General features: G+C 66.5%; 7 protein-coding genes and 1 pseudogene. 7 read left to right on the plus strand and 1 reads right to left on the minus strand.

Annotation, left to right across the window (positions count from 1 at the left end; genetic code table 11):
- Positions 1 to 365: 365 nt before the first annotated feature.
- The 6 genes and pseudogenes from FKV24_RS09605 to FKV24_RS09630 all read left to right on the plus strand — a co-directional run.
- A pseudogene (locus FKV24_RS09605) lies at positions 366 to 1,205 on the plus strand (metallophosphoesterase); the annotation flags it as partial.
- 272 nt (positions 1,206 to 1,477) lie between these two features.
- Positions 1,478 to 2,941 (plus strand): DcaP family trimeric outer membrane transporter, encoded by a 1,464-nt coding sequence (locus FKV24_RS09610; RefSeq protein ID WP_141482222.1) that lies wholly within the window; start codon positions 1,478 to 1,480, stop codon positions 2,939 to 2,941.
- 111 nt (positions 2,942 to 3,052) lie between these two features.
- Positions 3,053 to 4,402, plus strand: coding sequence for an arginine/agmatine antiporter (adiC, locus tag FKV24_RS09615; RefSeq protein WP_099497325.1), 1,350 nt, complete (start codon positions 3,053 to 3,055; stop codon positions 4,400 to 4,402).
- Between the two features lie 30 nt (positions 4,403 to 4,432).
- Complete coding sequence (locus tag FKV24_RS09620; RefSeq protein WP_141482223.1) at positions 4,433 to 6,721, plus strand: Orn/Lys/Arg family decarboxylase; 2,289 nt, start codon at positions 4,433 to 4,435, stop codon at positions 6,719 to 6,721.
- A gap of 395 nt (positions 6,722 to 7,116) precedes the next feature.
- Positions 7,117 to 8,022, plus strand: coding sequence for a cation diffusion facilitator family transporter (locus tag FKV24_RS09625; protein WP_062607651.1), 906 nt, complete (start codon positions 7,117 to 7,119; stop codon positions 8,020 to 8,022).
- On the plus strand, positions 8,019 to 9,338 hold the full coding sequence (locus FKV24_RS09630) for an amino acid permease (RefSeq protein ID WP_081113787.1): 1,320 nt from the start codon (positions 8,019 to 8,021) through the stop codon (positions 9,336 to 9,338). The genes FKV24_RS09625 and FKV24_RS09630 overlap by 4 nt, the downstream gene beginning before the upstream one ends.
- A 153-nt stretch (positions 9,339 to 9,491) precedes the next feature.
- On the opposite strand, the gene FKV24_RS09635 is transcribed toward FKV24_RS09630, so the two are convergent.
- Positions 9,492 to 9,902: a helix-turn-helix domain-containing protein gene (locus tag FKV24_RS09635; RefSeq protein WP_306760625.1), complete on the minus strand. Its 411-nt coding sequence runs from the start codon at positions 9,900 to 9,902 to the stop codon at positions 9,492 to 9,494.
- Positions 9,903 to 9,940: 38 nt separating this feature from the next.
- On the opposite strand from FKV24_RS09635, the gene FKV24_RS19575 reads away from it, so the two are divergent.
- Positions 9,941 to 10,227 (plus strand): hypothetical protein (locus tag FKV24_RS19575; protein ID WP_211371835.1); only part of this gene is annotated, 287 nt, incomplete at its 3' end.

Raw genomic sequence — 10,227 nt, forward strand, 5'->3', positions numbered from 1 at the left:
GGAAAACCCTGGACTGGAAAACTCCGGAGGAAGCGCTGGCCGAAGAGATGGCGGAATTCTCATCCAGGTGTTGCGCTTGATTGTTGAGACCAAGCCCTTTTTCTCGCTAAAAGTTTTGAAACGGCTCCAACCCCGGACACCCCGGACACAGTGCTGTTTCACAGGGGTTTTTTGTGCAGTCCGGGGTTGTTTTTGCCACTTTGCAACCCCGGACCTCGGACTGCATTTCCCGGCTTTCTGCGTACCGGTTCGCATTAGAGAACCATCCTAGACGCCGCTGCCACCATCTCAACCCGCCGCCTGCACGCAACTTCACCCAGCCGCTTGCGCTGCGTCCGCCGACGACGCCTGCGCTGGCGATCCCGCCGGCGGCGCCGCGCATCGTCGCGGTGTCGGACATCCACGGCCAGTACGACCTGCTGGTGCGGCTGCTGCGCGCGCACCGGGTCATCGACGCACAGGATCACTGGACGCTCGGCACCGACACGCTGGTGGTGGCCGGCGACGTGTTCGACCGCGGGCCGCAGGTGACCGAGGCGTTCTGGCTGCTGTACCGCCTGCAGCAGCAGGCCGCGGCCGCCGGTGGCGCGGTGCATTTCGTCCTCGGCAACCACGAGACGATGGTGTTGTACGACGACCTGCGTTACGTCAATCCCAAGTACCTGCGCAGCGCGCAGCTGCTGGGCCGCAGCTACCCCGAGCTGTATGCCGCCGACAGCGTGATCGGGCAGTGGCTGCGCACCCGCCCGGTGCTGCTGCGCGTCGGCGACACGCTGTTCCTGCATGGCGGCATCGCCCCCGAAGCGCTGCCACTGGCACTGGATCCGGCGCGCACCAATGCCGCCTACCAGGCCTCGCTGGGGCGCCCGCGCGCCGAGGTCAAGGCCGATCCGGGCACCGCGCCGCTGTATGACGGCAAGACCAGCCCGATCTGGTACCGCGGTTACTTCGACGGGCGCCTGGACACGCCTGGCGTGCAGGGCGTGCTCGATCAGCTCGGCCTGCAGCGCATCGTGGTCGGGCATACCTCGATGCCGCACGTCAGCACGTTCCATGACGGCCGCATCATCGCCATCGATGCCGACATGAAGGAAGGCAGCAATGCCGAGCTGCTGTTCATCGAGAACGGCGCGCTCAGCCGCGGCCTGCTCGATGGCTCTCGCGTTCCACTGGCGCAGGGTGTTATTGAGGAATCCACGCACTGAGCCGGCACCGGGCGTCGCATTTTGCGACAGGCCCGGCGCGCCGCACCCGGCACTTTTCCGTCACATATCACTCACACTCTCACTTGCGAACGCCGATCTCAGCAGGACATCCGGGGTTGACCGGCGAACAAGCGCAATCAGCGCACATTTCACGTTTTTTCACGGAGTGATTCACACCTCCGTCATCACTTTTCGGATAACAGGCGGATGCAGACACCGCGACCGGCTTCGACCCGGTTGCGCGTGATGCTTTTTTCTGGTTGGATCGGGCGATGAAACCACGAACACTTGCCATTGCGATGGCCCTTGCATTGGCACCCGGATGGGCCAGCGCACAGGATTCGGTAGCCACCCTGCGCGAAGAGATCACGCAGGTGCAGAACCATCTGCAGGCCTTGACCGAACGCCTCAACGCGCTGGAGCGCGGACAGGGCACCCAGGCACAGAGCGGTACCCCCGCGCCTGCGACAGCGCCACAAACGGCACCCGCCTCGTCCGTAGTCACCACCCCGCCGGCAGCCGCCGCCACATCGATCGCGCAGCTGTCCCCGTCGCGTTCGGCGGCCACCACGCAATCGGTGCTGCCGCCACGTGATTCGGTCGCCGACCCGTCCACCGCGGCATCCCGACCGGACAATGCGCCCTCCCCCACCGATCCGGAGCTGAAGGGTTTCTTCGCCATCCCCGGCACCGAGACCATGATCCGCCTGGGCGGTTACGCCAAGCTCGATGCGATCGCCGATGGCCGCGCCGCGGGCGACACCGAACAGTTCGTCACCTCCTCCATTCCGGTGGGCGGTCCGCACCGCGACGTCTCGCATTTCGACATGCACGCCAAGCAGACCCGCTTCAGCTTCGAAGCGCGTCGCCCGACCAGCCATGGCAACCTGCGCTTCTACCTGGAGAACGACTTCTTCGGCAGCAGCGACAGCTATCAGTTCCGCCTGCGCCATGCCTACGGACAGCTGGGCAACACCTACGCCGGCTATGGCTACTCCACCTTCATGGATGCCGACTCGCTGCCCGATACGCTGGATTTCGCCGGCCCCGGCGGCGCCGGCTACCTGCTGGTGGCCGGCATCCACCACAGCTTCGCGCTGGGCAAGGGCAACAGCCTGACCATCGCCGCCGAAGACCCGGATGCACAGCTGGCCAACACCGGCGATTCGGACATCAGTGCCGACCGCTTCCCCGACGTCAGCCTGGTCGCACGCATGGAGCGCAACTGGGGGCACCTGCAGCTGGGCGCGGTGGCGCGCAGCCTCGGCTACGACGGCGACGGCCGCAGTGACCGCACCTTCGGCGGCGGCCTGCAGCTGAGCGGCTCGTTCGCCGTCGCCGAGCGCGACCTGCTGCTGTTCGGGCTGCTCGGCGGCAAGGGCATGGGCCGCTACACCGCCGACCTGACCGGTTCGGGCCTGGACGCGGCGATCAATGCCGACGGCCGGCTCAAGGCACTGCCGCTGTACGGCGGCTTCTTCGGCTACACCCACTACTGGTCGGAGATGTGGCGCTCGAACCTGATCTACGGCGAACTGCACATGGACGACGCTGACGCGCTCGCCAGTGATGCATTCCGGCGCAGCCGCTATGGCGCGCTGAACCTGATCTGGAGCCCGGCGCCGTCCTGGACGATGGGCATGGAACTGCTCTATGGCCAACAGCAGCTGCAGGACGGACGCAGCGCCGACACCCTGCGCCTGCAGGGCAGCCTGCAATACAGCTTCATCAAGTAACCCAGCCCGCAGGCCGGACCCGCCCTCACCGCCCGGCCGCCAGCAACGCAATCCCACCCACGCCCTTCCCTTCCGGACAGACATCGGCAATGCCGGTGAAAGGAGACACCCATGGCAGGTCAGAAAAAAATCGGCGTAGTCGGCGCGACGTTCCTCGTCGCCGGCAACATGATGGGCTCGGGCGTGTTCCTGCTGCCCGCCAGCCTGGCCAAGATCGGCACCGCCTCGATCTGGGGCTGGCTGATGACCACCGCCGGCGCGCTGCTGCTCGCCTTCGTGTTCGCCAAGCTCGGCAAACTGGCCCCGCAGGCCGGCGGCCCCTACGCCTATGCACGCGACTGGTTCGGCCCGTACATGGGCTTCCAGACCAACACCATCTACTGGTTCGCCAACTGGATCGGCAACGTCGCCATCCCGATCGCGGCGGTCGGCTACTTCAGTTACTTCTTCCCGATCCTGTCCGACCCGATCCCGCGCTGCATCGCGGTGCTGGTGCTGGTATGGGCGTTGAGCTTCGCCAACGTGATCGGCCCGGCGTTCGTCACCCGCGTGCAGACGGTGACCACCAGCTTCGCGCTGATCCCGATCCTGGGTATCGCGATCTTCGGCTGGTTCTTCTTCGACCCGGCCATCTTCAAGGGCGCCTACAACGTCTCGGGTGAGTCCAACTTCGGCGCCATCTCCAGCGCCGCGGCACTGACGCTGTGGGCCTTCATCGGCGTGGAGTCGGCCTCGGTGACCGCCGGCGTGGTCGAGAACCCGGAGAAGAACGTCGCCCGCGCCACGCTGGCCGGCGTGTTCCTGGCGGCGGTGGCCTACATCGCCAGCTCCTCGGTGATCATGGGCATGGTCCCCAACGCCGACCTGCAGGTCTCCGACGCACCGTTCGCGCTGGCCGCGGCCAATGCCGTCGGTGGCTGGGGCGGCGCGCTGGTCAGCCTGTGCGCCTTCATCGGCGCGGCCGGCTCGCTCGGCGGCTGGATCCTGCTGACCGCGCAGAGCGCCAAGGCGGCCTCGGACGACGGCCTGTTCCCGAGCATCTTCAGCAAGATCAACAAAGACGAGGTGCCGGTCAAGGGCGTGCTGATCGTCGCGGTGCTGATGACCCTGGCGGTGCTGATCACCTCGACCTCGAAAACCGCGTCGGCGCAGTTCGACGTGATCACCTCCGCTGCCGTGGTGCTGACCCTGCTGCCCTACATCTACTCGTGCGTGGCCTGCTACTTCGTGGTCGAGCGCTCGCACACGCTGGTCCACACCGGCGCGTTCTGGGTGCTGACCAGCATCACCGTGGTCTATTGCCTGTGGGCGATCTTCGGCTCCTCCGGCAGCATCGTGCAGTACGCCTTCCTGTTCGTACTGTTCATCACCGTCTTCTATCCGTTCTTCAGCGAGGACCGTCGCAAGCAGAAGCTTGCCAAGCTCTCGCCCGTCGCTGCCCCGCGCAGCGCATCGAACTGAATCCCCCGCTCGGTAGACAAGGAAACCACCATGTACTTCAATTCCCTGGACTATCCGCTCGTCATCATCGATGCCGACTACGACTCCCCGCGCATCAACGGCATCCTGATCCGGGCCCTGGCCGACGAGCTGCGCAAGAACGACCGGCGCGTGCTGTGCGGCCTGACCCTGGACGATGCCCGCGCCGGCGCGCGCACCTACGTGGCCGCCTCGGCGGTGCTGATCTCCATCGACGGCACCGAGGAGAACGACGACCAGTTCCAGCAGCTGCTCGCGTTCCTGCGCGAGCAGAGCAAGCGCCGCGCCGACCTGCCGGTGTTCCTGTACGGCGACCGCCGCACCATCGAGAAGGTGCCGAGCAAGCTGCTCAAGTACGTGCACGGCTACATCTTCCTGTTCGAGGACACCAAGAGCTTCATCGCCCGCCAGGTGATGCGTGCCGCCGACGACTACATGGCCAAGCTGCTGCCGCCGTTCTTCAAGGCGCTGATCCACCATGCCGCCGAGTCGAACTACTCCTGGCACACCCCCGGCCATGCCGGCGGCGTGGCCTTCACCAAGTCACCGGTGGGCCGTGCGCTGCACCAGTTCTACGGTGAGAACACGCTGCGCAGCGATCTTTCCATCTCGGTGCCGGAACTGGGTTCGCTGCTCGACCACACCGGCCCGATCCGCGATGCCGAGGCCGAGGCGGCGCGCAACTTCGGCGCCGACCACACCTTCTTCGTCACCAACGGCACCTCCACCGCCAACAAGATCGTCTGGCACGGCACCGTGGCACGCGGCGACATCGTGTTCGTGGACCGCAACTGCCACAAGTCGCTGCTGCACTCGCTGATCATGACCGGTGGCATCCCGGTGTACTTCACCCCCAGCCGCAACGCCCACGGCATCATCGGCCCGATCAGCCTGGACCAGTTCTCCGGCGAGGCGCTGCAGAAGATGATCGCGGCCAACCCGCTCGCCAGCAAGGCGGCCAAGCCGGGGGGGAAGCCACGCATCGCGGTGGTCACCAACTCCACCTATGACGGCCTGTGCTACAACGCCGAGAAGATCGCCGACAACCTCGGCAGCGCCGTGGACTACCTGCACTTCGACGAGGCCTGGTACGCCTACGCCGCGTTCCATCCGTTCTACGAGAACCATTACGGCATGGCCAAGGGCAAGCCGCGCGAGCAGGACGCGATCATCTTCACCACCCATTCCACGCACAAGCTGCTGGCCGCGTTCTCGCAGGCATCGATGATCCACGTGCGCAACGCGGCCACCCGCGAGCTGGATGCGGAGCGGTTCAACGAATCGTTCATGATGCACACCTCCACCAGCCCGCATTACGGCATCATCGCCGCGTGCGACGTCGCCTCGAAGATGATGGAAGGCGAGGCCGGCCGCTCGCTGGTGCAGGAAATGCACGATGAAGCCGTCACCTTCCGCCGCGCCATGCTGCATGTCAGCCAGGACCTCGGCCGCGATGACTGGTGGTTCAAGGTATGGCAGCCGGACGGCGTGGAACGCAGCATCGGCCAGGCCGACAGCGACAAGCCGCTGACCACCTCGCGCCCGGACTGGTACCTGCGCCCGGACGCCCATTGGCATGGCTTCGACAACCTCGCCGACGACTATGTGCTGATCGATCCGGTCAAGGTCACGCTGCTCACGCCCGGCCTGGCGATGGACGGCACCATGGGCAAGCTGGGCATTCCCGCCGCGGTGTTGAGCAAGTTCCTGTGGACACGTGGCATCACCGTGGAGAAGACCAACCTGTACTCGGTGCTGTTCCTGTTCTCGATGGGCATCACCAAGGGCAAATGGAGCACCCTGGTCACCGAACTGCTGGCCTTCAAGGACCTCTACGACAGCAACGCACCGCTGACCCGCGCACTGCCGAGCCTGGTCGAGGAGCACCCGGTGGCCTATGCCGACTGGGGCCTGCGCGACCTGTGCGCCGCGCTGCACGCCTTCAACGACGAGTTCCGCGTCGCCGAAGTGATGCGCGAGATGTACGTGGACCTGCCCGAGCCGGTGATGACCCCGGCCGAAGCGTACAACCACCTGGTGCAGGGGCAGATCGAGCGCGTCGACATCGACCAGATCAGCGGCCGCGTCGCCGGCACCATGCTGGTGCCGTACCCTCCGGGCATCCCGACGATCATGCCGGGTGAACGTTTCGGCGCGCAGGACGAGCCGATCATCCAGTCGCTGCGCATCGCCCGCGAGCAGAACGCGCGCTTCCCGGGCTTCGAGTCCGACGTGCACGGCCTGATCATCGACAACAGCGGCGCGCAGCCCAGCTACAAGGTGGAAGTCCTGAAGCTGTAACGGCCGAAGCGGTGCGGGTGAAGCGACAAGCTCCCCCCCCCTCCCCGCCCGCGGGGGAGGGGCCAAGGCGAAACACACGCCCGCTGCTGCAAGGCGTACGTCCTCCTGCTTCGTGGGGTTGCGAAGCGCGGCAGTGGCAGTGGTGGTGGTGATCGCCGTGGCCCTGGCCCTGGCCCTGGCGGTGATGATGGCCGGGCGCTCTCCCTTCTCCCGCCAAGCGGACGAAGGTGCCCGTCAGGGCGGATGAGGGTGCTTTGTGCTTTGTGCTTTCGACCTCGGGCCGGCCGCCGCCGGGCCCGGCGCTGCCGCCCGCCGGCGAAGCGGCTACGATGCGGGCGATGCCCGCCCTCCCCCTGCACTGACGGGAACCCACGGATGCACCACGACTCGCCCTGATGACCAGCACCCGCCAGGAGCAACGCGTACTGCAACTGTCGATCGCAGGGACCGTGCTGGTCGCTGCGATCGGTTTCTTTGGCGGCATGCTGGCCCGCTCGCAGGCCATCCTGTTCGACGGCATCTACAGCCTGGTTGACGTGGCCCTGACCCTGGTCGCACTGGCGGTGCTGCGGCTGATGAACAACGAGCAGAGCCCCCGCTTCCAGTACGGGTTCTGGCACCTGGAGCCGATGGTCGAGGCGCTGGGCGGCGCCATCCTCAGCCTGGCCTGCATCTATGCGATGGCCAATGCCGTCATCGGCTTCAGCGGTGGCGGCCACGAGACCCGGGTCGGCCCGGGCCTGGCGTGGGCCGCGCTGCTGGCGGTGGTCGACCTGGTCATGGCGGTATGGATCGGCCGCCATGCGCGCCGCCTGGAGTCCGGGCTGCTGGCGCTGGACGCGCGGGCCTGGCTGCTGACCGGGCTGATGAGCCTGGCGGTGGTGCTGTCCTTCGTCATCGCGCTGGCGCTGCGCGGCGGCAGCCACGCGCACTGGATCCCGTATCTGGACCCGCTGGTGCTGGCCGTCATCAGCCTGGCCGCGCTGCCGGTACCGCTGCGCGCGGCCTGGAAAGCCGCCCGCGAGGTGCTGCAGGTGGCGCCGAGCGAACTCGATGCGCAGGTGCAGACGGTGATGGAGCAGTTCGTCGCCGAGCATCGGTTTGAAGGTTTCACCAGCCATGTCGCCAAGATGGGCCGCATGCAGTTCATCGAGATCCACATCCTCACCCGGCCCGATACGCAGCTGGGCAGCATCGGCGACGTGGACCGCCTGCGCGATGAGATCGCCACACGGCTGGACGCACGCTCCGGCCGCTTCTGGCTGACCATCGACTTCACTTCCGATCCGGCCTGGACATGAGCACTACCGCACCACGGAAAATGGGCCTGACCATGGCCACCATGCTGGTCGCCGGCAACATGATCGGCACCGGGGTGTTCCTGCTGCCGGCCAACCTGGCCACGGTCGGCAGCATTTCCTCGGTCGGCTGGGTCATCGCCACCGCCGGCGCGATCGCGCTGGGGCTGGTGTTCGCCCGGCTTTCGCAGATCAACCCGCAGCCCGGCGGCCCGTATGCGTATGCCCGCGATACCTTCGGCAACTACGTCGGCTTTGTCAGCAACTACGCGTACTGGTTCGGCAACTGGATCGGCAATGTCGCCATCGCACTGGTGGTCACCGGCTACCTGAGCCACCTGTGGCCCTGGCTGGAGGGCATCTACCCGCGCCTGGGCTTCACCCTGGCGGTGATCTGGCTGCTGAGCCTGGCCAATGCCCGCGGCGCCCGCTGGATCGGCGCGTTGGAGACCGGCACGCTGCTGCTGGCGTTGATCCCGATCCTGAGCATCGCCATCGCCGGCTGGTGGTGGTTCGATGCGGACATGTTCATGGCCGGCTGGAACGTCAGCGGCATGGAGGACAGCGCGGCGATCTCGCGCAGCGCCTCGATCGCGCTGTGGGCGTTCATGGGCGTGGAGAGCGCGGCGGTATCGGCCGACGTCATCGACAACCCCAAACGCAACATCCCGCTGGCGACCCTGCTCGGGCTGGCGCTGGCGGCGGTGATCTACATCAGCTGCTCGCTGGTGATCATGGGCATGCTGCCGATGGAGGCACTGCGCGACTCCTCGGCACCGTTCGCCGATGTCGCCAAGCTGATGATCGGCCCCTGGGGCGTGGTGGTGATCGCGCTGTGCGCGATCTTCAAGTCGATCGGCGCGCTCGGCGGCTGGATGCTGCTGGTCGGGCAGTCCGCCAAGGCGGCGGCCGAGGATGGGCTGTTCCCGCGCGTGTTCTGCAAGCTCAACCGCCATGGCATGCCCGGCACCGGCCTGATGATCGTGGCGGTGCTGATGAGCGGCCTGCTGCTGGTGACCTCCTCGCCGACACTGGCCCGGCAGTTCGACCAGCTGACCAACATCGCGGTGCTGCTGACCATCATTCCCTACCTGTTCTCGGCCGGGGCCCTGGCCGCGACCACGCTGGAGCGCAATGAACGGGGCTGGCTGCGGGCCGGCTGCCTGCTCACCGCCGCCGCCGCGGTCGCCTACTGCCTGTATGCCCTGCTCGGCGCCGACGCCCAGCTGCTGGCCTACGCCACCGTGGCGATGCTGTTCAGCGCCGCGCTGTACCCGTTCTTCCGCAAGCGGATGCTGGAGACCGGCAGCGGCCGCTAGCGGCGCCAGCCCCCTCCCCTTCGTGCGCCGGCGGGCCAGCCCCTACAATGGCCCCTTTGTGGCAGCCCGCTGCCCGGCAATCGAAGTGGAATCCGCGTGACCGAGAAAAAGCCCGAACACATCCCGTTGATGAAGCAGTAGTGTGTAGGACCACTACTCGGGTGTGCTGACCCGCTCCCTGATCAGGGCCAGGATCGCCTCCCGCTCGGCAGGAGGCATGCGGCTGACCAGCAGGATCACTTCGGCCAGGACATTGTCCACGGCATGGAAATAGGCCACCGGCAGGCCCAGGGCCTCAGCGATCTTGGCCATGGTTTCCTGGTCGGGCTCATGCCGACCGGTCTCATACCGACTGACGCGCGGCGCGCCCGTATTCTGGTCGTCCAAGCCCAGCACCCTCCCCAAATCTGCCTGCGTCAAGCCAGCAGCCACCCGCGCCGCCCGAAGGCGACGGCCGAATAGCGTGGCGGGAGACTTGGGCTGCATGGGCGGACGACAGGAGGCGACCGCATAGCCTGACCCAAACCCCCGGTAAAGGTCATTTGCGATTATCGCAAAATGCATGCGACGATTCCCTCTGAGCTACTACCCAAGGGGGAACCATGAAATCAGTTGCTCTTACGCCCGTACTTCTTGTTTGCTTCCTGGCCGCTTGCGGCAAGCCCGAAACTGCCGCCTCCGCCTCACAGCCCGAAGGCAAACCAGACGCCCCGGTGGCCGGCCATACTCCTAAGCCCAAGGCAGCAAGGAACGTGCCGCTGGAGCAGTACGTCGAAGTGTCCAACGGCATCTACAGCTTAGGCTCAACTTCCAAGTGCAACACCCCCATATCGGGGCGTTGCCATGTCCAGAACCTACCACCACCTGAGCGCCGAAGAGCGCGCCTTGA

This window comes from Marilutibacter maris, from assembly GCF_006546735.2.
GTDB classification, from domain to species: domain Bacteria; phylum Pseudomonadota; class Gammaproteobacteria; order Xanthomonadales; family Xanthomonadaceae; genus Marilutibacter; species Marilutibacter maris.